The sequence below is a fragment of the Enterobacter cloacae complex sp. FDA-CDC-AR_0132 genome, from assembly GCF_003010695.1.
In the GTDB taxonomy this organism is placed as follows: domain Bacteria; phylum Pseudomonadota; class Gammaproteobacteria; order Enterobacterales; family Enterobacteriaceae; genus Enterobacter; species Enterobacter ludwigii.
Window position 1 is genome coordinate 2,809,916 of the sequence record NZ_CP027618.1, and the last position, 25,737, is coordinate 2,835,652.

General features: G+C 52.4%; 24 protein-coding genes. 14 read left to right on the forward strand and 10 right to left on the reverse strand.

Features of this window, described 5'->3' with window-relative positions:
* Window positions 1-108: 108 nt before the first annotated feature.
* Complete coding sequence (locus AM379_RS13490) at window positions 109-1,383, forward strand: tetratricopeptide repeat protein (protein ID WP_106503800.1); 1,275 nt, start codon at window positions 109-111, stop codon at window positions 1,381-1,383.
* A 66-nt stretch (window positions 1,384-1,449) separates the two neighbouring features.
* Here AM379_RS13490 and AM379_RS13495 read toward each other — a convergent pair whose 3' ends face one another.
* Window positions 1,450-1,800, reverse strand: coding sequence for a Biofilm associated protein A (locus AM379_RS13495; RefSeq protein WP_106503801.1), 351 nt, complete (start codon window positions 1,798-1,800; stop codon window positions 1,450-1,452).
* Between the two features lie 226 nt (window positions 1,801-2,026).
* Here AM379_RS13495 and AM379_RS13500 point away from each other — a divergent pair, with 226 nt between their 5' ends.
* The 3 genes from AM379_RS13500 (at window position 2,027) to AM379_RS13510 (ending at window position 6,666) form a co-directional block, all read left to right on the forward strand.
* Entirely contained in the window at window positions 2,027-5,575 is a 3,549-nt protein-coding gene (locus tag AM379_RS13500) for a response regulator (RefSeq protein ID WP_106503802.1), read from the forward strand.
* A gap of 201 nt (window positions 5,576-5,776) precedes the next feature.
* On the forward strand, window positions 5,777-6,226 hold the full coding sequence (lysM, locus tag AM379_RS13505) for a peptidoglycan-binding protein LysM (RefSeq protein WP_020885103.1): 450 nt from the start codon (window positions 5,777-5,779) through the stop codon (window positions 6,224-6,226).
* Window positions 6,227-6,270: 44 nt separating this feature from the next.
* Entirely contained in the window at window positions 6,271-6,666 is a 396-nt protein-coding gene (locus AM379_RS13510) for a YidB family protein (RefSeq protein WP_020885102.1), read from the forward strand.
* A 70-nt stretch (window positions 6,667-6,736) separates the two neighbouring features.
* Here AM379_RS13510 and AM379_RS13515 read toward each other — a convergent pair whose 3' ends face one another.
* Window positions 6,737-7,657 carry an AraC family transcriptional regulator gene (locus AM379_RS13515; protein WP_106503803.1) on the reverse strand — a complete coding sequence of 307 codons (921 nt, stop codon included), beginning with the start codon at window positions 7,655-7,657 and terminating at the stop codon, window positions 6,737-6,739.
* 103 nt (window positions 7,658-7,760) lie between these two features.
* Between AM379_RS13515 and AM379_RS13520 the strand changes: the two genes are divergently transcribed.
* Window positions 7,761-8,594: an oxidoreductase gene (locus AM379_RS13520; RefSeq protein ID WP_106503804.1), complete on the forward strand. Its 834-nt coding sequence runs from the start codon at window positions 7,761-7,763 to the stop codon at window positions 8,592-8,594.
* 73 nt (window positions 8,595-8,667) lie between these two features.
* Here the strand turns inward: AM379_RS13520 and AM379_RS13525 are convergent, their stop codons facing one another.
* The gene (locus AM379_RS13525; protein ID WP_032670748.1) at window positions 8,668-9,018 is read right to left on the reverse strand and encodes a helix-turn-helix domain-containing protein; all 351 of its coding nucleotides are present in this window, start codon (window positions 9,016-9,018) and stop codon (window positions 8,668-8,670) included.
* 332 nt (window positions 9,019-9,350) lie between these two features.
* Between AM379_RS13525 and AM379_RS13530 the strand changes: the two genes are divergently transcribed.
* Together AM379_RS13530 and oqxB are read left to right on the forward strand one after the other, a co-directional pair.
* On the forward strand, window positions 9,351-10,526 hold the full coding sequence (locus tag AM379_RS13530; protein ID WP_014168988.1) for an efflux RND transporter periplasmic adaptor subunit: 1,176 nt from the start codon (window positions 9,351-9,353) through the stop codon (window positions 10,524-10,526).
* Window positions 10,527-10,549: 23 nt separating this feature from the next.
* Window positions 10,550-13,702 carry a multidrug efflux RND transporter permease subunit OqxB gene (oqxB, locus tag AM379_RS13535; RefSeq protein ID WP_020885098.1) on the forward strand — a complete coding sequence of 1,051 codons (3,153 nt, stop codon included), beginning with the start codon at window positions 10,550-10,552 and terminating at the stop codon, window positions 13,700-13,702.
* A 69-nt stretch (window positions 13,703-13,771) separates the two neighbouring features.
* Here the strand turns inward: oqxB and AM379_RS13540 are convergent, their stop codons facing one another.
* Window positions 13,772-14,248 (reverse strand): RrF2 family transcriptional regulator, encoded by a 477-nt coding sequence (locus AM379_RS13540; protein ID WP_020885097.1) that lies wholly within the window; start codon window positions 14,246-14,248, stop codon window positions 13,772-13,774.
* Between the two features lie 329 nt (window positions 14,249-14,577).
* Window positions 14,578-15,957, reverse strand: a complete 1,380-nt coding sequence (locus tag AM379_RS13545) for an aminotransferase-like domain-containing protein (RefSeq protein ID WP_106503805.1) — start codon at window positions 15,955-15,957, stop codon at window positions 14,578-14,580.
* A 102-nt stretch (window positions 15,958-16,059) separates the two neighbouring features.
* Between AM379_RS13545 and AM379_RS13550 the strand changes: the two genes are divergently transcribed.
* From AM379_RS13550 to AM379_RS13565, 4 genes are all read left to right on the forward strand, one after another.
* A complete protein-coding gene (locus AM379_RS13550) occupies window positions 16,060-16,815 on the forward strand; it encodes an AzlC family ABC transporter permease (protein WP_106503806.1) in 756 nt (251 codons plus the stop codon).
* Entirely contained in the window at window positions 16,808-17,107 is a 300-nt protein-coding gene (locus AM379_RS13555; protein WP_032677598.1) for an AzlD family protein, read from the forward strand. The genes AM379_RS13550 and AM379_RS13555 overlap by 8 nt, the downstream gene beginning before the upstream one ends.
* A 117-nt stretch (window positions 17,108-17,224) precedes the next feature.
* Window positions 17,225-17,707, forward strand: a complete 483-nt coding sequence (locus AM379_RS13560) for a glutathione peroxidase (RefSeq protein WP_032677599.1) — start codon at window positions 17,225-17,227, stop codon at window positions 17,705-17,707.
* A 171-nt stretch (window positions 17,708-17,878) separates the two neighbouring features.
* Window positions 17,879-18,622 carry an SDR family oxidoreductase gene (locus AM379_RS13565; RefSeq protein ID WP_106504354.1) on the forward strand — a complete coding sequence of 248 codons (744 nt, stop codon included), beginning with the start codon at window positions 17,879-17,881 and terminating at the stop codon, window positions 18,620-18,622.
* A gap of 150 nt (window positions 18,623-18,772) precedes the next feature.
* Here AM379_RS13565 and AM379_RS13570 read toward each other — a convergent pair whose 3' ends face one another.
* Window positions 18,773-19,084, reverse strand: coding sequence for a hypothetical protein (locus tag AM379_RS13570; RefSeq protein ID WP_025204747.1), 312 nt, complete (start codon window positions 19,082-19,084; stop codon window positions 18,773-18,775).
* Window positions 19,085-19,405: 321 nt separating this feature from the next.
* On the opposite strand from AM379_RS13570, the gene AM379_RS13575 reads away from it, so the two are divergent.
* The 3 genes from AM379_RS13575 (at window position 19,406) to AM379_RS13585 (ending at window position 21,667) form a co-directional block, all read left to right on the forward strand.
* On the forward strand, window positions 19,406-19,891 hold the full coding sequence (locus AM379_RS13575) for a GNAT family N-acetyltransferase (protein ID WP_047955183.1): 486 nt from the start codon (window positions 19,406-19,408) through the stop codon (window positions 19,889-19,891).
* A gap of 206 nt (window positions 19,892-20,097) precedes the next feature.
* Window positions 20,098-20,742: a leucine efflux protein LeuE gene (gene leuE / locus AM379_RS13580; protein ID WP_014168997.1), complete on the forward strand. Its 645-nt coding sequence runs from the start codon at window positions 20,098-20,100 to the stop codon at window positions 20,740-20,742.
* A 247-nt stretch (window positions 20,743-20,989) separates the two neighbouring features.
* Complete coding sequence (locus AM379_RS13585) at window positions 20,990-21,667, forward strand: DUF1963 domain-containing protein (RefSeq protein ID WP_032677601.1); 678 nt, start codon at window positions 20,990-20,992, stop codon at window positions 21,665-21,667.
* Between the two features lie 141 nt (window positions 21,668-21,808).
* Here AM379_RS13585 and AM379_RS13590 read toward each other — a convergent pair whose 3' ends face one another.
* The 4 genes from AM379_RS13590 to AM379_RS13605 all read right to left on the reverse strand — a co-directional run bounded on the left by AM379_RS13590 (window position 21,809) and on the right by AM379_RS13605 (window position 25,679).
* Window positions 21,809-22,684 carry an AraC family transcriptional regulator gene (locus AM379_RS13590; protein WP_020885047.1) on the reverse strand — a complete coding sequence of 292 codons (876 nt, stop codon included), beginning with the start codon at window positions 22,682-22,684 and terminating at the stop codon, window positions 21,809-21,811.
* A 309-nt stretch (window positions 22,685-22,993) separates the two neighbouring features.
* Complete coding sequence (locus AM379_RS13595) at window positions 22,994-23,731, reverse strand: metallophosphoesterase (protein WP_025204744.1); 738 nt, start codon at window positions 23,729-23,731, stop codon at window positions 22,994-22,996.
* A gap of 297 nt (window positions 23,732-24,028) precedes the next feature.
* Window positions 24,029-24,535 (reverse strand): AAA family ATPase, encoded by a 507-nt coding sequence (locus tag AM379_RS13600; RefSeq protein ID WP_032677602.1) that lies wholly within the window; start codon window positions 24,533-24,535, stop codon window positions 24,029-24,031.
* A gap of 268 nt (window positions 24,536-24,803) precedes the next feature.
* On the reverse strand, window positions 24,804-25,679 hold the full coding sequence (locus AM379_RS13605; protein ID WP_032677603.1) for a LysR family transcriptional regulator: 876 nt from the start codon (window positions 25,677-25,679) through the stop codon (window positions 24,804-24,806).
* Between the last annotated feature and the right edge of the window lie 58 nt (window positions 25,680-25,737).

A 25,737-nucleotide genomic window follows, 5' to 3' on the forward strand; every position in this document is an offset into this window, starting at 1 on the left:
GGGGCTGTACTCTCTTCAGGGAATATCAAGACGGGTCTTATCGTGAGCCACCCGTAACAATGAAAAAATCGGCTTAATTTTTCTGATTAAATAATTGAGCGGATTTTTATGCGCCCGGTACCTCAACGTCGACCTGTTAACCACGCCGCAATAAGCCAGCAGTTACATTCCCTGGCGGAGATTTATCGCCAGTCTATGGCTGACGGGGATTACGCCAGCGCCTCGCGCTGCTGTGAAAAAGCCCTGGCCGTATTGCCCAAAAATATGTCAGTGCAAAGTGACTATGCGCTAAGCCTGATGCGTCAGGGAAAGTACGATCAGGCGTATAAAGTGTATCGTAAAATATACCAGTCGCCGCAGCGTCATGAAGCCTCTGAAACCTGGCTGGATGGTTTTGCTGAACTGTGTGGGCACATGGGCAAAACCCAGGAGATGCGCACCTATGGCCTTGAGTCGTTGACGCTGTCGGATCAACGCTTTGGTCACGGCAAATGCTGGCCGCTTCCCTCAACGCCGCCGCGTCCTTTTGATGCCACGCAGCGCGAAAAAAATATTATCGCCTTCAGCCTGTTCGGCGATCGGCCGCGCTATTGCGAAACGCTGATTAAAAACATTGAAACCGCAAACTCGCTGTTTCCTGGCTGGTGCTGCCGTGTGTATCTGGATAATTCTGTGCCGCAGCACGTCTGGCAACGTCTGCAGGCGGGCGGTGCTCAACTGGTCGATATGAGCCACGAAAAAACCATCTATCCCACGTTATGGCGTTTTCTGGTGATGGACGACCCGACGGTTGAGCGGTTTTTAGTTCGTGATGCCGACTCGTTGCTCTCCGAACGCGAGCAGGTTTGTGTCGAGGCGTGGCTACGTTCGCCCTGGTACTTTCACCATATGCGTGATTATTTCACGCATACCGAGTTGTTACTCGCCGGGATGTGGGCTGGATGTGGCGGCATCTTCCCGAACGTTGCAAGAATGATGCGTGAGTTTGTCGTGCAGTACCGGGGCAATGCGCGCTTCACTGACCAGTATTTCCTGAAGGCAGTGCTGTGGTCCACCGTGCGGCAAAGTCTGCTTAGCCATGATGCTATTTTTGGTTTTCATCATGCCGAACCCTGGCCGGCGCATCCTCCTGTTCGCTGGAAGGCAGAACACTTCCACGTCGGGAGCAATGCCGGGTTTACGATCATGGCCGGGCCAAGCCATAAACAAGACGGGGAAAAGCAGGCTGTGCTGCTGAAAATGGACGGTAATGCCTGGCGGTATACGGCACCCGTGCAGCAGGGGCAGTGGAAACTGCCGATGCCTTTTTTTCTTGCCGAGGGATTTCGTCAGGGAGACGTTAAGGTCGAGATAGTGAACGACGACGATCGTCAGGGGAGCTGAGACAGATTGCGGGACTCCCGGAAACGCAGCGTCCCGCGTGTCGCCAGGACCGCAGGACGCCTGCATTTACATATTATTGAGGGCGACCTGCATACCGACCTGAACCAGCAGTTCCGTTTCCATACCTGAATGCTGATATACGGCATATTGCACGCCATCGACAGTTACTGAGCCCCGGGCTTTCGTCCATTCACCCATTTCCGCGCCTTCGGGAAGTAGGTCCGAGAGGTTAATTTCATCCCCTGCATCACCTTTTATCATCAGTTGCTGGCTGGTATCGTCGGCAAAAAGACGCGCTTCATCCTGAATTAAAACGTCGTCGAGCGTTATTTCCAGCACCACCGGAAATGGCGTATCGCGGTCCCCATCCGTGAGGGCCTCTGGCGCGATATCGCGATTATCAATATTGTTGTTCATCACGGATTAACCTGTTCAAACGTAAAAAAGTACTTTCCTGGAAAAGTGGAGGAGAAATTTTTACCGGGACGGAACAGGCGCGACAATAAGTCCGGTCTTATACTGTCGGGATCTTGCCTGCCACTGAGGTATCTGCGCAGAACAAGACAAAGCTTACTCAGGGTAAGCCGGGTCATCGGTATAATTTTATTTTCCAGCATGTTTTATTCAGGGAACGACTCGTACGATGCGTTTTTTATCAGCCCGGCTATTGAGCCTGCTTCTTACCGTGTGTTGTGTATGGCAACTGCACGCCCAGCCACTGGAACTGCAGCGTCGCGTTCAGGTTAACGCGCCGCATGTCCAGTTCAGTGAGGCGGCGCAACGCTGGCTGGACAGCCATTCCACGCTGCATGTGGGGGTTTGGGGGCAGGAGCAACCGCCGTTAAGCGAAGGGATGGGCCATGGCGTCTTTGGCGGCATTGCCGCTGATTACCTGGCAATGCTGGAAGACAGCCTTAAGGTAAAAATTAAGCTGCATTACTACGAAAACAGCAGTGAAGCGTTACTCGCGCTGAAGCGCCAGGAAATACAGATGGTGGCTATCTGGAATCCGGAACTGTGGCCAAGCCCGGACCTGCAAGCCTCACCGCCCTGGCTGCTGGATAAAGCGGTTCTGATGACCCCAAAATCACAGGGTGAAACGCCTGTCGATCTGCGAAATAAAGTGATTGGCGTCGTCTCAGGAAGCCAGGCCAGTGAAGCGCTTCGCCGCCAGTATCCGGACAGCACCCTGCGCTTTCAGTCGTGGTATAACACCGCCGTCAGCGCGCTGGCCTTTAAGCAAATCGATGCGCTGTGGATTAACCGGGCCAGTGCGGAATATCTTACGCAATACCATCAGGTCAGAGACCTGAGCTGGACGTTCAGCCCGACGATACCTAATCTGAACATGAGTTTTGGTATCGACCGACAGCTACCGCTGCTGGCGGAATCCATCGATACCGTATTTAAACATATCTCGTTAGCCAGCCGTTTACGCATTGCGACCAGCTGGGGCCTGAACCGGAGCTTTGTGATCACCGCCAATCCACTGGGGTTAGATCCCGAGGAGGAAAGCTGGCTACGCGAGCACGGGCAAATTCAGGTCATTATTGACCGCCGTCAAAGGCCTGTCACGTTTGTCAGCGAAGGTGAACCTCAGGGGCTGGTGGTCGATCTGCTTAACCAGTTTAACGACCAGTACGGCATTCGCTTTTCCTTCCTCAGCGTTGAAAGCGATGCTGAACTTCTGGCAATGAAGCGCGCTCACCCTGACGCACTGTTTGTTGAACAGGTTATCGATACGCCGCAGCAAACCAAAAGCGGTGCAGCGAAAACGCCTCCGTTGCTTACCACGCCCGCCGTGGTGGTGATGGATCAGGGCATCAAGCGCCCCAGTGATTTCTCACAGTTGAAAGGCGAGAAAATTGCCATTCAGGCGAACGACCCGCTGTTGCCCTGGCTGGACACCTGGTATCCCACCATTAAGCTGGTGAAAGTTCCGCATATGGACGACGCCCTTGAACGCTTAAAACGTGGCGAAGTCCGTGGGGTGATTGCACCGCAGTTTATTGCCAGTTATCTCGTGACTCTCCACCATCCAACCCGTTTTCATCTGGCGGTGACCCTTCCTGTGACGCCCGTCGATCTGGTGTTGTCGGCGCAAACGGACAGCAGCCAGCCGATCAATATCCTGAACAAAGCGCTGGCCGATATGCAGCCACGGGCACTGATGCAAATGGCGGGTGACTGGCGTCAGGCGGCGATAGAAAACAGTGAAACCTGGAATAAAAGCACGTTCGTGAACTCGCTGCTGTGGGGCATATTGCTCTTTCTGGTCGTGGTGGGCTGCTGGCTGTGGATCCAGTATTTGCGCCGTGCATTACGCCGCGGCAACGTCTGGCAGCAGAAGCTGGCTGAGCAGCTGAAATTTACCCAATCACTGATAGACGCCTCTCCTGTTGCGCTCTATGTCCGCGATCGTCAGGGGAATTTACTGCGTTATAACCAGGCCTGGAGCGATACTATTGGCCTGTCAGGGCAGGATCTGAAAGGTCTGCCGATCACCGCCATCAATACGGTTGCGCCTTCAGAGCTGGCGGCGATCGAAGCCCGCTATCGCCAGGCATTGCAGGATGGTCAACCGCAGAAATGGTCCGCCAGGTTTCAGGTGGGGGAGCAGCCACGATACTTGCAGGGGTGGGTCGTGCCGTGGCATGACGGGCAGGGCGAGATTGGCGGGTTAATTGGCGGCTGGCTGGATATCACCGAAAAAGAGCTGTTGATTGCTCAACTCTCTGAAACAAAAAGTAATCTTGAGCAGGCGATTGCCAGTAAAAATGCCTTTATGCTGAGCATGGGGCATGAGGTTCGTACACCGCTTAACGTGATTACGGGTCTGCTGGAACTGGAACTTCAGGCGCTGGACGAGCGCCATGAACGCAACGAGAATCTGAACCTCATCTGGGAGTCCTCCCTTAATCTGCTTTCGTTAATTGGCGACATGTTCGATGTTTTCCGCGCCGATAACCCGCAACTGCTCGGCTTAACGCGCAGCACGAACCTGCCGCAGCTGATTGACAGCACGGTCGCCCTCTATCGTCAGCAGGCAGAAGCGAAAGGCATGAGCCTGAACGTGCTGATCGAGCTTTCAGCGCAACGCTACGATACCGATCCGCTGTTAATTATCCGCATACTGTCGAGCCTCCTGCGCAATGCCATCAAGCATGCTGACGGCGATGCCATTGATATCGAGGTGTATGAGGGAACCCGCGACCCACAGGTTGAAAGCGTCCGGCTGGTGATTGAGGTGTGCGATGGGGGGCCGGGGATTTCTGAAGGAACCCAGGCACAAATCATCGAACGCGCGAACAACGTGACGCTTAAATCGGAGTGGACCGATACCGGCTTTAGTTTGCCCGCCTGCCTGCATATGGCGCGCGCTGCCGGGGCGGAGGTGCGCATTGAGAGCGAGCCGCACGAAGGATGTGTGGTGAGTTTCCTCTTTAATGCGACACCCTCAGCGAAAATAGCCCTGCATCATCCGGCACCGGACAGCGTAGCCAGCCTGCACATCCTGGTAGTGGATGATTATCCTCCCGCGCGTCAGACCTTACAGCAGCGACTCGAATCATGGGGACACCGCGTCTCTTTGGCCACGCAAGGAGAAGAGGCGCTGGCAATGTGGAAAGCGCAGCCAGCGCGTTATGCCGCCATTATTACTGACTGCACTATGCCGGTGATGGATGGTTACGAACTGACCCGGCAGATCCGTGAGCATGAACGACGGGAAGGGCGTGAGGCGATCCCCATTTTTGGTCTGACGGCCATGAGCGGCACAGAAGCGGCCGCAAGCTGTATTGATGCCGGGATGGATGAATATCTGGAAAAACCGCTAACGCCGCAAAAATTGCAGGAGATGCTGGAGCGGTATTTCGCCAGTGCCGGAAAGACGGACGCCACCGTTGACGATAAAACACGCCAGCTTCAGCTCGAAATGATCGCCGTGAATCATGACGACGCCGAACACCTTAAACAGCGACTTGAACAGCGAGAGCGCGACAAGGTTGGCCGCATGGCGCACCGGATTAACGGCGGTGCGCGGTTGATGAATTTTACCTCGCTGAAAGAGGCCTGTGAGGCGCTGGAACTCGCCTGCAACAACGAACAAGGCTGGGAATCCATCGAACCGTTGGTCAGCCGTGTGCTGGAAGAGATGGAACGGTTTAACGCGTGGCTGGAACGCCAGACGTGAGACGTCGGCAAAAGGGAATGTTGCGGCATAACGGCGATACCAGGGCAAATATCCTGCACCCTGACGCTTATTGGATATACTTCATGTGGCAGGTTGTGCTGTTTCCGGATTTTTCAGCCAGAGCGGAGACACCGCATCGTACATCCTGCAACGGGCTCCAATGAAAATGTTCACCATGAAACAGTTATGGAGGTGTGGAAGATGGGATTATTAAGTTTTGTGAAAGAAGCGGGCGAGAAAATCTGGGATGCCGTATCCGGCGGTAGCAAGGAAGATCAGGCCGACAAGCTGAAAAAACATATTGATAGTCTTAACCTGCCTGGTGCCGAAAAGGTCAACATTAATGTCGCGGACGACGGTACGGCGACGGTGACCGGCGACGTGGGCTCCCAGGAAGATAAAGAAAAAATTCTGGTGGCGGTAGGTAACGTCACCGGGATTGGTCAGGTCAATGATAGCGTGACCGTCACCCAAAGCGGGGTGGAAAGCCGCTATTACACGGTGAAATCCGGCGATACCCTGAGCGCCATCTCAAAAGCGATGTATGGCTCTGCCAATGAGTATCAGCGTATTTTTGAAGCCAATAAACCGATGCTGACGCATCCCGACAAAATCTACCCGGGTCAGGTACTGATTATCCCGGCTAAGTAAGCCGTCAATCAGGACGTGTTAGCGATGTTTGTAGGGAGTCTGTGATGGGATTATTAGATCAAATCGGCAGCCTGGCCGGCGGGCAGGGCGGTAAGACGGAGCAACTCCAGGCGATCATGACCTGGATTGAGCAGCAGGGCGGCATTCAGGGGATCCTCGAAAAATTCCGCAATGGCGGCCTGGGCGGCGTTGTCGAGTCGTGGCTTAGCCAGCAGAGTAATCAGTCGGTGAACAGCGAACAGATCACATCGGTGTTTGGATCGCCAGCGCTGCAGGATCTCGGCGCAAAACTGGGCGTGGATTCTCAAACCGCGTCGACGCTGATTGCTGAATACCTGCCTAAAATCGTTGATGGCCTTTCACCGCAGGGCGAAGCCCCGGCCCAGGGCGACCTGATGTCTGCGGGACTTAATCTGCTCAAAGGTAAGTTCCTGAGTTAGTACAATCCGCAGCGTCATGACGCCGTGTACATACCAGGCCTATATTCAGGCCTGGTATGTAGTATCAGGCTTAATGGGAAGAGACAAATATCGATGCCTGCTGCACAGGCGGAACGGCGAAATTACGCTGCATGCGTTTTATTTCCTCTGCGGGTGGCAAACCAAACAGCCGCTTGAATTCACGATTAAACTGCGACGGACTTTCATAACCGACGGTGTAGCTCGCGGCGGCGGCGGTAATATGCTGACGCACCATCAACATCCTTGCCTGGTGCAGGCGCACCGATTTCACATACTGCATCGGCGGCATACCGGTTATCGCTTTGAAATGGGTGTGAAACGTCGGCACACTCATTCCGGCCTCCATCGCCAGTTGATTAAGCGTTAACGGCTCAGCGTAGGCGGCATGGATGTGCTGCAGTACCTTGCCAATTTTGCCGAACTGCCCCTGTAAGGCCAGCGCGGCGCGCATGGCCTTGCCCTGGGCACCCGTCAGGACGCGGAAATAGAGCTCTCGCACCCGCGCCGGGCCGAGGATCGCCGCCTCAAGCGGATTGTTCAGTACTTCAAGCAGGCGCAGCACGGCCGTTTTTACCGCGTCGTCCATCGGGCTCGACATCATGCTTTGTGGCGCAGCGGGAGGATGTGGGGCGTGATGCTGCTCAATCTGCAACATCAGTTCAGCGGCAAGCTGAAAATCCAGATGCAGATATATCGCCAGTAAGGGGTGTTCTGCCGACGCGTCGGTTTCCATCACAAACGGCACCGGTACTGACACGGCCAGATAATGCTGTTCATCATACAGATAGGTCTGCTGACCGAAAAAGCCGCGTTTGCTGCCCTGGCAGACAATCACAATCCCCGGATCGTAAAGCACGGGCGTTCGCGCAAGCGGGCGGTCGGCACGCAAAATTCGCACATCAGGCAACGCCGTCAGGTTGTACCCCTCCTGCACCGCCAGTGCTTTTACTAAGGTAATCATCCCGGACATCACTGCACCTCATAAAATCAGGCAATAAAAAGAGAAAATACGGCCTAAAAATACGGCAAATCAGAGAATACCATGCAACCTTCACTGTTCATGGGAGTAATTTATGGCATCTGCAAAAACAATCTTAATCACCGGCGTTAGCAGCGGCTTTGGTCGTGCTCTGGCGGAGGAAGCCCTCACCGCAGGCCATCGGGTCGTGGGGACCGTGCGCACCCCCGAAGCAAAGCAGGCATTCGAGGCACTCGATACGCAGCGGGCATTCGGCTGCCTGCTGGATGTCACGGACTATGCGCACATTGATGAAGTGGTTACGCAGAGTGTGTCTGCCGTCGGCCCGATTGATGTCCTTGTGAACAATGCCGGTTACGGTCACGAAGGCATACTGGAAGAGTCCTCGCTCGCAGACATGCGCCGCCAGTTTGAGGTGAATGTGTTTGGCGCCGTCGCGATGATCAAAGCCGTGCTGCCGGGCATGCGCCAGCGTCGTCACGGCCATATTCTTAATATCACCTCGATGGGCGGTTTCATCACTCTGCCCGGCATCAGCTATTACTGCGGCAGTAAATTTGCGCTCGAAGGCATATCAGAAACGCTAAGCAAAGAGCTTGCTCCGTTCAACATACATGTCACTGCGGTGGCACCGGGCTCGTTTCGCACCGACTGGGCAGGACGCTCGATGGTACGCAGCGCGCGCAGCATCCCGGACTATGACGCGTTATTCGATCCTGTCCGCCAGGCTCGTCAGGAAAAAAGTGGTCAGCAACTCGGCGACCCCGTAAAAGCGGCGCGCGCCATGCTGGCTATCATTGAGAGACAGAACCCGCCGACGCATTTATTGCTTGGCAGTGATGCTTTGAGTTTAGTGCGGGAAAAGCTTGCGCGTTTAGGCGAGGAAATCGATCGCTGGGAAGCGTTAACACGTTCAACGGACGGCTGAGCGGCGAACACGGGAACATGATTACAGGCCGGTTTGCCACCGGCCAGTACGGGTCGCGGCGAAAGCCGCGACACTATGTTGATTGCTGGCGTTCAGGGCAGACGGTACTGCGACGCCATGCCCCGGGGGCCTGGCCATACTGACGCTTAAAGCTGCGGTTGAAGGACTGCTGGGAGTCAAAGCCCAGCGCGATCGCCACGTTCAGGATCGGTTCATCGCTGTGGGTTAAGCGCTCGACCGACTTTTGCAGCTTTTGTGCACGAATATACTCGGCCAGCGGATACCCGGTATGTTCCTTGAAGATCCGCTGGAGATGCCATTTCGAGTAGCCGGCGCGCCTGGAAACGGTGTTAATGTCCAGGCGGCTTTCAAGGTTGTTGTCGATCCAGTCGAGTAGATCATGAATAAATGCGTCAGTGTTCATGGTTTCCCCCACGCCGCGTTTTAAAAAGCATTTTTGTCTGTTGCATTTAAAGATGACTCGCTCTGACATTAAATGCAAGTTTTATTGTTGCATTTAATTCCTTGCCGAAAACGCGCCTTTTGTCCCTGAGCCAAATAGCACATAAAGTGTATTAATTATTCTTGCACTAAATCTGACGCCTTCCTACAATCGCCGCGATAGTGTATTCGCAACTGTTACAGTTTTGTGGCGATGAACGACACAAATAGTCTCAAGCCAGTCCGGACAAAGGAAGTGGCGCCGCGTCTCCCGCAGCGTCTTGCCCGGCGGCCACCATTACCGGAATAAAAATAATGAGCCTGCAAAAACCCTGGGTTAACGTTCATCTGACGGCGCTGGGAGCGATGTTCCTCTCCATGCTGCTTGTCGGATGCGATGACGGCGTGGCACAAAATGCCGTCCCACAAGCGCCCGCTGTGAGCGCCGCTGACGTGGTAGTGAAATCCATCAGTCAGTGGGATAGCTTTAACGGCCGGATTGAAGCGGTGGAAAGCGTTCAGCTGCGCCCCCGCGTCTCCGGCTACATTGATAAAGTGAATTACACCGACGGCCAGGAAGTGAAAAAGGGCGAGGTGCTGTTCACTATCGATGACAGAACCTATCGCGCTGCGCTGGAACAGGCGCAGGCCACCTTAACGAGAGCCAAAACGCAGGCCAGCCTGGCGCGCAGTGAGGCTAACCGTACCGATAAACTCGTCAATACCAACGTCGTCTCCCGTGAAGAGTGGGAGCAGCGCCGTTCGGCCGCCGCTCAGGCGCAGGCCGACATTCGCGCCGCGCAGGCGGCTGTTGACGCGGCACAACTTAACCTGGATTTCACCAAAGTGACCGCGCCTATTGATGGCCGCGCCAGCCGCGCGCTGATCACCAGCGGTAATCTGGTCACCGCGGGTGACAGTGCCAGCGTCCTCACCACGCTGGTCTCCCTGAAAACGGTTTACGTCTACTTTGACGTGGATGAAGCAACCTATCTTCACTATCAAAATCTCGCCCGCAGCGGGCAGGGCGCGTCCAGTAATCATCTGGCACTCCCGGTTGAGATTGGTCTGGTGGGGGAGGAGGGTTATCCCCATCAGGGCAAGGTGGATTTTCTTGATAATCAGTTAACGCCGAGCACCGGCACCATCCGTATGCGCGCGCTGCTGGATAATGCGCAGCGTCAGTTCACGCCAGGACTGTTTGCCCGCGTACGCCTGCCGGGCAGCGCTGAATTCAAAGCCACGCTTGTCGACGATAAAGCGGTGCTGACCGATCAGGATCGCAAATACGTTTATATCGTTGATAAAGAAGGTAAAGCGCAGCGCCGCGATATCACGCCGGGACGTCTGGCCGCCGGTTTACGTATCGTGCAGCAGGGGCTGAACCCTGGCGATAAAGTCATCGTCGACGGTTTACAAAAAGTGTTTATGCCGGGTATGCCGGTTAACGCGAAAACCGTTCCGATGACCGCCAGCGCCGCGCTTAACTGATCCCTTACCCGAGAATCCGACATATGGACTTTTCCCGCTTTTTTATCGACAGGCCGATTTTCGCCGCAGTACTGTCGATTCTGATTTTCATCACAGGATTAATCGCTATCCCGCTGTTGCCGGTGAGCGAATATCCTGACGTCGTACCGCCAAGCGTGCAGGTGCGCGCGGAATATCCGGGTGCCAACCCGAAAGTGATTGCAGAAACCGTGGCGACGCCGCTGGAAGAAGCCATCAACGGCGTTGAAAACATGATGTACATGAAATCCGTTGCAGGCTCTGACGGCGTACTGGTAACCACCGTGACGTTCCGCCCGGGTACCGACCCGGATCAGGCGCAGGTTCAGGTGCAAAACCGCGTGTCACAGGCCGAGGCGCGTCTGCCGGAAGATGTACGACGTCTGGGTATTACCACCCAGAAACAATCACCGACGCTGACGCTGGTGGTGCATCTGTTTTCGCCGGGCGGCAAGTACGATTCACTGTATATGCGTAACTACGCCACGCTTAAAGTGAAGGACGAACTGGCGCGTCTGCCGGGCGTGGGTCAGATTCAGATTTTTGGCTCTGGCGAATACGCGATGCGCATCTGGCTGGATCCCGACAAGGTGGCAGCCCGCGGGTTGACGGCCTCGGATGTCGTGACGGCGATGCAGGAGCAAAACGTTCAGGTTTCCGCCGGACAGCTTGGCGCCGAGCCGCTGCCGAAAGAGAGCGATTTCCTGATCTCCATTAACGCCCAGGGGCGTCTGCACACGGAAGAAGAGTTTGGCAATATTATTCTGAAAACGGCCCAAGACGGCTCGCTGGTACGCCTGCGCGACGTGGCGCGTATTGAAATGGGCTCTGGCAGCTATGCGCTGCGTTCCCAGCTCAACAACAAAGACGCGGTCGGGATTGGTATCTTCCAGTCCCCGGGCGCGAACGCCATCGATTTATCTAACGCCGTGCGCGCGAAAATGAACGAACTGGCCACGCGTTTCCCGGAAGATATGAAATGGGCAGCACCGTACGACCCGACGGTTTTCGTTCGCGATTCCATTCGCGCGGTTGTACAGACCTTGCTGGAAGCGGTGGTGCTGGTAGTACTGGTGGTGATCCTGTTCCTGCAGACCTGGCGCGCGTCGATTATTCCGCTGATCGCGGTGCCGGTATCGGTTGTGGGGACGTTCAGCATTCTCTACCTGCTTGGCTTCTCACTGAATACCCTGAGTTTGTTCGGGCTGGTGCTGGCTATCGGTATCGTCGTGGATGACGCCATCGTGGTGGTGGAAAACGTCGAGCGAAATATCGAAGAGGGGCTTTCTCCGCTTCAGGCGGCGCATCAGGCGATGCGTGAAGTTTCCGGGCCGATTATCGCGATTGCGCTGGTGCTGTGCGCGGTGTTTGTACCGATGGCGTTCCTCTCCGGGGTAACCGGCCAGTTCTACAAACAGTTTGCGGTGACTATCGCGATTTCGACGGTGATTTCCGCCATCAACTCGCTGACGCTCTCGCCGGCACTGGCAGCGCTGCTGTTAAAACCGCACGGCGCCCCGAAAGACTTCCCGACCCGGCTTATCGATCGTCTGTTCGGCTGGCTGTTCCGTCCGTTTAACCGCTTTTTCCACCGTAGCTCAAACGGTTATCAGGGGCTGGTGGGGAAAACGCTCGGACGCCGTGGCGCGGTGTTTGTTGTTTATGTGCTGCTGTTGTGCGCGGCTGGCGTCATGTTTAAAGCGGTCCCCGGCGGGTTTATACCTACCCAGGATAAGCTGTATTTAATTGGCGGCGTGAAAATGCCGGAAGGTTCTTCACTGGCCCGCACCGATGCGGTGATCCGCAAAATGAGCGAAATCGGGATGAATACCGAAGGCGTGGATTATGCGGTCGCTTTTCCTGGGCTTAACGCGCTGCAGTTCACCAACACGCCGAATACCGGGACGGTCTTCTTTGGTCTGAAACCGTTCGATCAGCGTAAACACACGGCGGCGGAAATTAACGCTGAGATCAATGCCAAAATCGCTCAAATTCAGCAGGGCTTTGGTTTCTCCATTTTGCCACCGCCGATTTTAGGGCTGGGGCAGGGGTCGGGCTATTCGCTGTACATCCAGGATCGCGGTGGTCTGGGCTATGGTGCGCTGCAAAACGCGGTGAACACCATGTCCGGTGCGATTATGCAGACGCCGGGGATGCATTTCCCGATCTCAACCTACCAGGCTAACGTTCCGCAGCTGGATGTGCAGGTTGATCGAGATAAGGCGAAAGCGCAGGGCGTGTCGCTGACCGATCTGTTCGGTACGCTGCAAACCTATCTGGGATCGTCTTATGTGAACGATTTTAACCAGTTCGGGCGTACCTGGCGCGTGATGGCGCAGGCCGACGGGCCGTTCCGTGACAGCGTGGAAGACATTGCGAATTTGCGCACCCGTAATAATCAGGGCGAAATGGTGCCAATCGGCAGTATGGTGAATATCAGCACCACCTACGGGCCGGATCCGGTGATCCGTTATAACGGTTATCCGGCGGCGGATCTGATTGGCGATGCCGATCCGCGCATTCTCTCTTCGGCACAGGCGATGACGCAACTGGACGGAATGTCTAAGCAGATCCTGCCAAACGGGATGAATATTGAATGGACGGATTTGAGCTTCCAGCAGGCCACTCAGGGCAACACGGCGCTGATCGTCTTCCCGGTCGCGGTGCTGCTGGCTTTCCTGGTGCTGGCCGCACTGTATGAAAGCTGGACCCTGCCGCTGGCGGTGATCCTGATCGTTCCGATGACGATGCTGTCCGCGCTGTTTGGCGTCTGGCTGACCGGGGGCGATAACAACGTCTTCGTGCAGGTGGGGCTGGTGGTACTCATGGGGCTGGCATGTAAAAACGCGATTCTTATCGTTGAGTTTGCGCGCGAGCTGGAGCTTCAGGGGAAAGGAATTATGGAAGCGGCGCTGGAAGCGTGCCGCCTGCGTTTACGCCCGATTGTGATGACCTCCATCGCCTTTATTGCCGGGACGATTCCGCTGATCCTCGGCCACGGCGCAGGCGCAGAAGTGCGCGGCGTCACCGGGATCACGGTGTTCTCCGGGATGCTGGGCGTGACGCTGTTTGGTCTGTTCCTGACGCCGGTGTTTTACGTGACGCTGCGTAAATTCGTTACGCGCGGCAAGCCGGTCAACGACGTTTTACCTGCCTAGGTTTTTACAGGGCACAAAAAAACCGCCTTCTCGTTAAGGCGGTTTTTTTTCGTATCAGGAAGGGCATGGCTACGCTTTTTTATGCAGGCCTTCAATTTCAGGCACCGGATCGCACCCGCTGGTATCGGCTTTTTTGACCTTTTCCAGCGCGCTGGCCACGGTATGTTGAGCCAGAACCTCTAACGAAGCCTGCTCCGCTTCATCGGCGATAGATTTAAAGTACCAGCACGCGTTGGCGCTGACGACGCAGCGAGCCGGTACGTCAGGACGCGACGCCCACAGCTTTTTATCTTCTATGACAGAAACATAGATATCACGCAGGGTGATCTTATCCGCCGGACGACCAAGATGAATAGAACCGTTACGGCCAAGGGTTGAGACGATAATGCCGTCACGCGTAAGCGGAACCATTAACTTGCGGATAAAGCTCGGATTTGCTTCCAGTCCGTAGGCCAGAATCGCACTCGTCGAACGTTCACCCGATTGCTCCGCCATCGCTACGCTGAGAACCATCTGCAAAGCTGTCGGGAAGCGGTAATCTAACATTTCTTTGTCCTGGGTTGCGGTGAATCTTGTTCTTTTTGGCACCGCAGAGGTGAATAATCAATAAGTAACAATATAACAAATACGGCAATTTTTTTGAAGCAGACAACGCCTGACCTGGCCCGTAAAAAAGCGTTTACGCTTCGCGTCGAATGGCAGCATAAGACCCATCCATACGCTTTACCGATTGTATAAGCATCGTCTATTTCATCATGGTGACTGATAAAAATATTATGAAAAAATGCTGATCGAATCGCCGCTGATTTTTTGAGCACATAATGGGAATGACATTATCCTCGCCAGAAGAAAAGGAGTCAGACCTATCCTGTCATTCATACATTAAAAAGCGGGAACGGGTCTGGTTTCTGTTTGAGTTGTCCGGCAATCTCATTGAGTTTCAAGAGTGCTTGCTTTAACTGGCTGAACTCCGTTCCGCCAATACATAACCTGACGCCGTACTGATCCGACTGTTGACCCACTTCAGTTGAGGCCGGTGCTGTCACTTTGATGCCTGTCGCCAGCGCTGCATTGTAGAAAGAGTGCGCGTCATCGCGTGAAAACGGTAACCAGAGATGAAAGCTGGGAAGCCCCGAGCGATAAACGTGCTCTCCTAAAATGTCGATAGCGAGTTGGTAACGACGCCGGGTTTCGTGTTCAATTGCGAGGGTGACGGTTTCTGCTGTGCCATCAATCAGCCATTGCTCCATGATGGAACTGCTTAGCGGAGAGACCATCATCGCCGTTGCCCTCAGCATGGATTCTGCTCGTGAATACAGCGCCTCCGGTACCAGCAGCCCGCCAATCCGCAATGCTGGATTAAGGATCTTAGATAAGCTATTCACATATAAGGTGATATCGGGGGCTATTTTGGCAATCTGTGGCAATTCTGTCGTGCTCATCAGCCGATAAACATCATCCTCAATAATCGTTATGCCTCTTTCCCGACAAACCCGAACCAGTTCCTGACGGCGGGCCAGGCTCATAATGCGTGTGGACGGACTTTGTAAGAGCGGCGTGACATAGACAGCACCGCCTTTTTCCGCATTTTCATCGAGGATCTTTTCCAGAACAGAGACATCCATGCCTTCGTCATCCATCGGGATCCCCACTAATGTGAGCTTCAGTAAATGCGACAGCTGAATCAGCCCTGAATAGGTCTGAGCCTCAACGTACAGTCGGCCAAAAGGTTCACAGACCGTAGACAACGCTACAGAGAGCGCATGCTGAGCACCGTTCGTTAAGATGAGATGCTGGTAATCGGCCGGGACACCCAGACGACTGAACCACTGCGCAAGAAGCCGCCGGTGTTCATCATGGCCCGTTGCCGGGGCGTAAGTGTTAAACATATCCATGTCAGGACGCCGGGCGAGGGTGGTGAGTGTCTTACTCAGTGACCGGGAGGTCAGTGCTGCTGGCGGGGTGTTTTGCGACAGGTCGATAAAGGTTCGGCTTCTGGAATTGGCCAGCGCGACAAACATTCCGCTGCCCTTAACGCTTCGAACCAGACCCCGTCTCTCCAGGATCCCATAGGCTTTCGTTACAGTACCCACCGCGATACCGAGCGTATCTGCCAGTTCACGATGCGCCGGAAGGCGCGCGCCGAGCCTCAGCAGGCCTGAAAGAATATCGTCTGACAACGCCTGGACCAGCCGATCGGTAGGGGATGAATTGCCTTCTGCAAGATGGGGTTGCCACGGAGAACGTTCGCGCATGAGATTACCATAAGTGTAATGTGACACTATTTATATTTACTGATAGTGTCACATCTTTTATTCTGGCGCCAGTATTTGAAATAGACGAAATGAGCGAAACGCATGAGTGAACAACGTGTGGATGTCAGTTCTGCCAGACCATTACTGGATAAGAGTGAAACGAAGAAAAAAGAAATCCTTCGTGGCCTGAAAGATGGGTTACCCGTATTACTGGGCGTGATCCCGTTTGCGCTGGTGTTGGGTGCGCAGGCAAGCCATAAGGGGCTCACGCCTCTCGACGTTCCCTTGATGACAGGATTAAATTTTGCCGGCGGGTCTGAATTTGCCGCCATACAAATCTGGACGTCGCCGCCACCTTTTTTACTTATTATGGCCGTAACATTACTGGTAAACAGTCGTCATATTTTAATGGGGGCGACGCTGGTTCCCTTACTTTCTCGTTTTCCAAAACGAAAAGTCTTACCTGCGCTTTTTTTTATGACGGATGAGAGTTGGGCACTCAGTTATAATGACGCGTATTCCAGAAATAACAAAACGGCGCCGCTCTTCAGCATGCCGTATTATATGGCGGTCTCTTTATCTTTCTATACGATGTGGGTTTTCTGTACCGCACTCGGCGCGTTAATTGGCCCGGTGCTGGGCGATGTTCACCAGTATGGTTTTGATATGGCCTTTCCGGCGGTCTTTCTTGTGCTGGTCAGAGGCATGTGGAATGGCATTCGTAAAGCCGTGCCCTGGATAATCAGTCTGGTTGTCTCCGTGGCGGTATGTCACTTTATTGCCGGCCTGTGGTACGTCATTGCTGGCCCTTTAGCAGGATTAGCCGTTGCCGCATTTTTAGGGGGAGAGGATGCCTGATTATCAGACCTTCATCGCCATCGTATTAATGGCACTCACCACGTATGCAACGCGTGTGACCGCTTATCTTATATTACGAAACCGGGTGCTTACGCCCAGGGCGATGACGGTACTTAAATCGTCTCCCGGTTGTGTCATGCTGGCTTTCATTGCGCCTTTTTTTGCCTCAGGAAATCCTGCAGATCTGATCGCGTTAGGGTTAACGTTGGTTGTTGCAATGCGCTTTTCAATGCCGGTGACGGTGATCTGCGGCGTGATGTTTGCCTTTATACTTCGCTATTATTTAGGGTAAGTTTCCAGACCTGCCGCGCAATCAGAAACAGAACCGACTTCCCACGTTTCATTCCCCGCCGCTGTGCGCGACGTGGTAATGTTGGCGTCGAACAGGTTCTGCGTTGAGGATCCCGCTATGACCACGTTTTATCAACTGACAGCCACCCGTCTGGATGGACAGCCTGTCGCTATGCTCGACTTCGCTGGCAAGGTGGTGTTGGTCGTGAATACCGCCAGCCAATGTGGCTTCACGCCACAATACGGCGGCCTTGAGGCGCTTTATAAGAAATACGCCGCTCAGGGGCTGGTGGTGCTTGGGTTCCCCTGCAACCAGTTCGGTAAACAGGAGCCCGGCGATGCCGACGACATCGCCAGGACCTGTCACATTCATTACGGTGTGAGCTTCCCGATATTTGAGAAAATCGAGGTCAACGGAGCCGCAGCGCATCCGGTGTTTCGCTATCTGAAAAACGAATTGCCCGGCGTGCTGGGGGGACGAATCAAGTGGAACTTCACCAAGTTCCTGATCGGACGCGACGGTAAACCGCTCAAGCGTTTTGCGCCGATCACCACCCCCGAGAAAATGGAAGCCGCAATCCTTACTGCGCTTGAACGCTAAGTATTGTGGTCATGATGACCTGAACTCAGGAGGGTATTCGTTGCAGGGGGCGTTTATCGCGCATCGCAGACGCCATGACCGCATCTAAAATAGCACTCACGGAAAGATGTCACTCCCTCTCCTCATGCTATATCTCCATAAACATACCCATTAATGAAAGGACGTATGGAGATGCTGAGAGGCAAAAGAGCGGTTATTACGGGTGGGGGCAGGGGATTTGGTCAGGCGCTGTGCGTATGGCTGGCGCGGGAAGGTGTTGAGGTAGAATTTTGCGCGCGGCGGGCTGATGATATTCAACAAACCTGCAGTCTTATCACTGCTGAAGGCGGTATGGCAAAAGGGTATATCTGTGATTTAACCCGGCCTGAATCCGTTTCTGCGTTTTCTTCACAGCTATTAACTTCAGACAAGCCCATAGATATTTTAATTCTCAATGCTGCCCAATGGTTGTCAGGAACGTTAGACGACCAGCCTGATACCGACATTATTAATACCGTCAGTTCCGGCCTGACAGCGTCGATTCTTCTGACGCAGGCTCTGTTGCCTGGGTTAAGACGTTCAGACAGTGCTGATATCGTCTCAATTATCTCTTCCTGCGGGATCCCGAATTTCACGGATTCAATTGCGCACCCCGCTTTTTTCGCCAGCAAACATGGGCTCAGCGGATTTACTACAAAACTCGCACAGCAATTGTCCGAAGAAAATATTCGGGTTACCGGACTGTATCCTCCTGATTTCGAACTTACAGGGTTAGATTTGTGTGTCGATAGCCAATGCAGAATGGGAGAGCGGCTCTTGAACGGGCGATCGGTCTGGGAAGCGATTCGTTTTGTGTTGGTTCAACCGCGTAGTTGCCATATAAGTAGCCTCTACTTTCAAGGTCCAACCCGCGAAGACCTGAGTGATAGGGTCTAAATTGGGTGATGTTAAACAAAACAGTCTACGCACAGAGCAGCATGTTGATACCAAATGAAACAGGCTGCTCTGTGCCCTAAGTGGATGCGTTGAGTCAATATGGGGGTTATGACAATTCAGGGATACCGACAGGATACCCGGAAGTTGACATTAAAGGGGTGAAATTGCCTCAACAACATGCTGGAAAACGTAAGGGTCAGAAAGTAGCTTGAATTCTTCATCATCCGGGTAAGTGACCGCCACATGATAGTTTTCTCCAGCAAATGCCTTCACTGACTGCAGATCCTGCCAGTAAGTTGCCAGAAAGAAATGCTCCCAACTTCCCTGCGTTTCTCTGCGAACGAACGCGCCTTTGTTCCCCGATATGCTCCTGGAATGCTCTACCCCTGTTTTTTCAAGGTGTTTTGCAAAACCTTCCGCATGTTCAAGCGGAACACATCCATGCCAGGTCCTTACAATCATTAGTGTTCTCTCTTTAGGGACGGTGAGGGTATAACCATATCATCAGAAAGCACCTCATGGTGTGATTAACGAAGAACGCTATCTCGCACATCGATTTATCGGACATTCTTCACCTTGCTTCAGACTGAATCTCATGACCATGATAAATTTATGTCACTTCCGTTTTTTGCTCACAGTTGCATCCAGCCGCTGTGTACCGCTAGCGGCAAACATTAGTGCTCTGAGGAGGGAAGCGCTGCAGCGCTCTTTGTTGAGATAGCTCCCTCACTTCGGTTTTCCTTACGCTATGATAAATCATTATATTTTGCTCAAGGGCCATACATGAACATCTCCATCTGCAGACCAGACGAATATGATGATTTGGCTGATATTTTTATCGAAATGGAAACCTACTATAACCAGACGCTTTGCCTGTCCAGGCGTGATATGTCCGTGTATCTGAGGGATAAGATCTTTGCAGCCGACTCCGGTACCGAAGTTCACAAAGTGGTTTGTGATGGAGTTATCGCTGCGTTCTCATGTGTATCAGTAATGTACCCCTCTCCGCGATTTAGTGGGCAAATGTTTATCAAAGAGCTTTTTGTCTCTGCACCTTTCAGAAGGGCTGGAATTGGGAGAGGGCTGATGAGTTTTATAGCCAGTCGTGCTATAGAACGCGGGTGCTTTCAGCTCGACTGGTTATCTGTGACAGCAGACCCACTGGCGCAGACGTTTTATGAGTCTCTCGGTGCTCAGATTATCAGGAGCGTTAACTATCATCGGATTTCAGGCCCATCAATAGATAAGCTTGCCCGTCGTGCCAACTGAAGCATTCAGGCAAAGATACTCCCCGTTGAAAACCATATCATTATGGAAGGTCCGCTTCTCATTCATAGCGGACCTTCTGCTCCGTTAGTTTGGCCGCTTTATGCCAGCAGCGGACGTAGGCTGAATTGAAAGTAGCCATGATGTGTTTTCATTATGACCGGTTACGTTAGAATAGCCTCGTTGAAAACGATAGAGCTGGAGTAAAAATGTTTGCTGATTTTGGTATCGTGAATTTCTGGACGTATCTACTTGGTGCGACACTGATAGTCCTTGCCCCCGGCCCTGAGACCATGTTCGTGATTAAAACAAGTATTACGAGCGGCATCAAACGAGGCTTTGCTGCAATATTTTCCATTCTCATGAGTGACGTACTTCTGGTTCTGCTGGCATGGTGTGGGCTGGCCGCGGTTATAAGCTCAACTCCTGCCTTGTTTAACGCCATCAAATACGCAGGTGCTGCCTATCTTTTCTATCTCGGTGTCCAGACGATACGCGCTATCTTTAAGCCAGCTCTCGAAACGAGTCAGGAAAATAAATCTTCAGCTGATGCTAAGGAGATCATCGGGCGCGGAATGCTGGTTACTCTACTGAATCCAAAGACGCTGCTGTTCTATATCTCTTTCTTCGCCCAGTTCATCAATGTTCAGGCTGAACACTCCTGGATGGCGTTTATCATTCTTGCTGCAGTAATGTTCGCAATTACTCTCGTTTATTTCGGTTTCCTCGTTTTCTGCGGCTCTTATCTGCTCAGCCGTCTGAAAGGCAACCGTAGGTTATCAACCATTGGAAACGCGCTGGTAGGTATGTTCTTCATTGGATTTGCAGCGCGACTCGCAAGCGCAACTTCCTGACAAGACAGCTAAACCGCCTCACGGCGGTTTTTTTTACGTTCTTACGCTGGATGGGACGGCCGCTCTTCGCTCACAGCGGACCTTCTGCTCCGTTAGTTTGGCCGCTTTGTGTCAGGAGCGGACCTCCGTTACTATTCTGAAGAGGAAGCACAGAAATATTTAGGTCTGTTGGGTAATAATTACGATATATAATAAAAACTCCTCCATTTCAGAATCCAAGAGTATGGGCATACGCAAGGATGCAATTATGAAATCCAAGAGTGCGTTAGTTTTAGAAGAACTCAGATCCAAATTACGTACTGCATCTGTGGCACAAGTCGGTGGTTTCCGCCCTACAGCAGACCCAATTACATCCTGGTTTTTAAAAGGAGTCGCTCTTCCAGGTGAAGGGTTGCCAGTTTGGAAGGGGCAGCCGATGTTTCCGCTTCTCCAGATTCGCGTAGATGAGCTTCCCGTGATTCCTGAACAACTGAAGGGGATCGCGCTCTTAGTGCTTTATCATAATATGGAAAGCCATCCATTTGATAAACCTCATGGCGAGGGGTGGCTAATACGAGAATACGCAACTCTTGATGGGCTTGAGTTATTGCCTGCAATTAACACTCCATATCGAGCATTTCCGGTTCGGTGGGTGAGTGTCAATGATGATGCTCCGGGATGGGAGGATGCTTGGGATATTATTGACTTGTCTGACGTAAACGATGATGAGGATGCAAGTAATAGATTCTATGATGGTTTTAACCGGTACAGGGGAACCAAGGTTGGAGGATATCCAATGGAGATACAACATGGTGTGGGGATTCAAGATTTTGTCTTTCAAGTGGGGTCAGAAGAAAAAGTAAACTGGATGTGGGCGGACAATGGTATCGGCTACTTTCACAAATCCCCAGAGGGACTTTGGACGTTTTCATGTCAGTTTTACTAGAAACTCAACGTCCTCTTATCGCTCACAGCGGACCTTCTGCTCCGTTAGTTTGGCCGCTTTGTGCCAGGAGTGGACGTTGCAAATATCACGGTTTTAATTGATGGGGAGCAGGTCAACGATGAACAATAACCCTGAATCAGCTCATTTTAACGGCAAATATATATCCGTGAGTAATTCATGTTCTGCTACCTCATGCACAAAGTTGTGGTAATGAAAGAAAAGCGGGAAGTCGCGAAGTTCCTCTCCGCTCTCTGGCAACCAGTCACGATACAGAGACTTAGCCAACCCGGTTAACGCATCATGCGATCCCTGATGACGTAACACCGCACAGCGACCAGCCGGAATGTCACTATTTATCACCCCGAAGCGATTGTCTTCAATAATGGGTGACGTGACGGTTCCGCAAATATGGAACTCAAATTCATCCGGCGGCGTTAAGGTTGGATCGTGTGGTGCAATACCGTATGTCTGGCTACTGGCAACCGGTGAAAAACCCGTGGTTTTTCGCCATTCAATAAAGCGAGCCGCCGTTTCGTTTATTCGCTCCGGTTGTCCATAATGTGTCAGCATTGCGACTGACGTCGCGGGGAAAGTAATGATCCTGACCTGGCTTTGCATGGTTTGTCTCCTGGCTTTGTAAGGTTCGGATATGCGCTTATGCCAATCCACCCAGGGGGGCTGCTGGCGGAATTGCGTCGGTGATAGACCGAACATTTGTCTGAAAGCACGGCTAAATGATTCAGAATGCTGGAAACCGGCGTCGTACGCGATATCAGTGATTTTCTCTAACGGATTAAAAGCCAGTCGATAAGATGCGCGTTTTAAGCGCATCATCTGGATGTAACGGCCAGGTGGCATCCCACAATAACTACAAAACTGACGATGGAAATGAAATGGCGAGAAGTGAGCCACTTCACTCAGTTTTTCCAGTAATAAAGCGTCATCGAGATGGTGGTCAATATAATCAAAGACCTGTTTAAAGCGTCTGGCGTAACTATCAGTTTTATTATCACACATGACTTCCTCCGTGCTGCTTAATATGCTCGAAGGCGATTCAGTTTGCCTGACCGATCTTGCTCAATGACGTACAAAGGGGAGCATTTCCAGGTGGCTATCTTTCGAACCTTAGACTTGCTCCCCATTGCTCAAGACTCTCGATGTCAATATGCATGCCGAACTTCCACTGTTCGCTCACAGCGGACTTTATGCTCGGTGAGTTCGCCCGCTCTGTGCCAAAAGCAGGCATTTCTCCTTCGCAACCATTATGTATTAATCACTGGGGGTCAGGTCGTTTTCTATGAGGTCTATGCATTTTCTGAATGCCAGTTAAACGCAAACGTGATGACTGGTAAGAGAGTTACTGACGTAGCGGTGAATCATCAACGCTGGCGGGTCATTTGCAGGAGGAGCGTTTACTGTTCCAAACCAGACAGGATTAGCCGGGCAGACGGAGCCACAAATGTAGGCAGGTATGTCCGCAAATGTACCAGCTATTGGTCTATGGACATGGCCTGTAGAAATGGCGAGTAGTCTGGTCGGGGAGCGTCTTATCAAATCTTCCATCTCAGTTAGACCTCTGCACATAGTTTCGTCTAGCGTTGGTATGCCAGATGCAAATACATGATGGTGCAAAAACAGCAATGAAGGAGGGCTGTCTGCGTCGCTAAATTGATTATCCAACCATTCCAGATGGTCAGTCACACTGCCGTAATCCTTATAATTAACCGTCGAATCCAGACCAATCAGGCGAATGCCACCGGTATTATGAATTAAGTGCAGGGCTTCTCCTTGGGCATCGTGCGCCCATCTATTTTCATCCCAAACAGAACGCATCAGACTGCGGTCGTCTGAGTTACCCGGCAGGATATACGAAGGGTAATTTTGCTGATTCAGGCGGTCAGCTATCTGTACATAACCTTCCTGCCAATACCCATCCGTTAGATCACCTGTAAGTACCAGTACGTCCGGTTGCAGATGCGTAAGCCAATTTAATATCTGGTCGAACCGAAACAGATGATCATTCTCGGGTGAGGCGTGAATGTCTGAAACCTGCGCTATCAGCATAAAGGCCTCATACGATTATTGTGTGGGGAACAAGATCGTGATACATGGCCATAAATCCGGTTTCAAATTTCATTTTTTCACCACTATGGCAACAATGGACAGATTAATTAGGATCGGTAATTCAAAAGTTACGCTGAATCAAACTGGCTCCGAAGGCGGTCGGGAATTCACAGTAAATCGCTAAGTTTAATTTCTAATGCTCAGAGCCAATGTTAGCAGGGATGCGTAAGGTCCGCTCCTCGCTCACAGCGGACCTTGCGGCTCTTATGCCAGTCCGCTTTGTGCAGAAAGGTAAATTCAGCTGTATTCAATAATATCAAACCCTTCATCAGCCGTTGGCTCTGCGAAAAAGCGCGTTATGGTTTCAAATTGTTGATCTGAGGCTGTAAATTCATGCATTCCTTCTGCATTACGGGCGCGCAAGCGGGATTTACATACTTCATCAGTAACTTTCAGGTAATGCAGCCTGTTACTGGCACCTGACTCCTTAATGATGCTCATCATCCATTCACGATTGGTTTGTGTGTTTGCCGGAAAATCCAGAACTACGGATAGACCCGCTTTGAGTAGCGACACCAGATGAGGCTTCATAGCGTTTCTGAGTTTTGAAGAATACTGCACATAATCAGCTATGGATTGCATTTCATTGGCAAAGAGGGCAGCCAGCCAATAATCTTCACTGACAATTATGGTGCCGGGTAATGCACCTAACTTTGCTGACAATGTGGATTTGCCTGATGCAATTTTCCCACATAACAAGTGCAAAGTGGGTTTTTCTGACGTTGTTACTGAAGCGATATCCATTATTTACCTCACGGGATTTTTACCGGTAAGGCCCGCCTTACCGGCGGGAAAATGGCGAACGTTATCCCACCTGAGTCAGACAGGTGATAATAATCATTGAATGGAATAGGACAGAGTGTGTTTTCATTGTCATTCAAGTTAACAGGGCCTGAATGCAAAATCAGCAATTTTTTCCCTTATACATTGAATGTCCACTCCAGTGAGTTTGGCTGCTTTGTGTCAGAAACGGACATTTAACAAGGCGCTGAATTGAATAACACCAGCTGGCTCATCTTCGCTTACGTAGCGCATTAAGTAGCGTCTGCGTTGCATCGGAAGACGCTCCAGATGACGAACAAACCAGCCCAAATTCCCGGTGTATAGCAGGCGTCAAAGGCGCCACACACAGGTTGCGCAGCGTCTCCGGCAGGGCTGATTCAGGTACAAGGGCGACGCCCATCTCTTCCCCGACCAGCTTACAGGCGCTAATCCAGTCGCGTACTGTCACGCGTATATCAGAAAGTTGCAAACCAGCCATTTCCATCAGGCTTTTTCCATTAACGACACATCCGCCTGTCGCCAGAATAAAGGGCTGGTCTGCCAGCGCCTTTAGCGTTATGCCATAAGCCCTGGCATGATGTGCCAGCTGATGTTTAGCTGGTATTACCGCGACCCATGCATCCTGTCCTAATATAACCTCTGCACGCCCGGGACCGGGATTCATGACCACCCCAAGTTCTACGGTATCGGCGGCAAGCCACTCCTCGACTTCCTCGTCCGAGCCTTCCAGGACAACGATTTCAATACCCGGATGCAGGCGCTTAACGTCGCGAAGAAGCCCTGGCAACAATGTGGACGTCACTGAGGGAAAACTGGCCAGGCGAATGCGCCCTCGGTGTAAGTCTCGGCTCTTATCAGCCAGTATGCGGATGGCATTCAGCTGCAAAAGCATGTTTCGTGCATTTTCAATAACCTGCTCACCCAGCGCGGTAATACCGATATACCGTCGCTCACGCGTAAATACCGGAAATCCAAGCGAAGCTTCTAGCTGGGCGATGGCCTGGCTGGCACCTGACTGAGTCATTCCTATCTCTTCTGCGGCGCGCGAGATGTTACCGGCATCCGCGACGGCCACCAGCAGGCGCCAGTGTAAAAGATTCATCATGATTATCAGTAGCTCAGCTAATGGTTGGATTCTATATCATTAATTTTACAGCGAAATA